This is a genomic window from Sulfitobacter sp. HI0027 (genome assembly GCF_001634775.1).
GTDB lineage: Bacteria > Pseudomonadota > Alphaproteobacteria > Rhodobacterales > Rhodobacteraceae > Sulfitobacter.
In genome coordinates, this window is the sequence record NZ_LWER01000314.1 from 1 (window position 1) to 287 (window position 287).

Consider the following 287-nt stretch of genomic DNA (forward strand, 5'->3'; position numbering starts at 1 on the left):
TGGGTATGGGCGACCACGTCATGCAGAACATGACCGGAATGAACCACACCGACATGACAGGCATGGACCATTCAAACATGCAATCCAGCCAGCAGCCCCCGATGCCTGCGATGACCCCGTCAGAGGAAAAGCCGAAGAAAAAGACTTCGATGGCTGGGATGGACCATACGCAGATGCAAAAGCCTGCGATGGACGGCATGGACCACACGCAGATGCAGCAGAAGAAAAAGGCACCGATGTCAGGCATGAACCATGCCCAGATGCAGAAGCCCGCAATGGACGGTATG

Annotated in this window: 1 pseudogene; it reads left to right on the forward strand. The window is 55.4% G+C overall.

What is annotated here, in order from left to right:
- Positions 1–287 (forward strand): annotated as a pseudogene (locus tag A3722_RS15840) (copper oxidase); the annotation flags it as partial.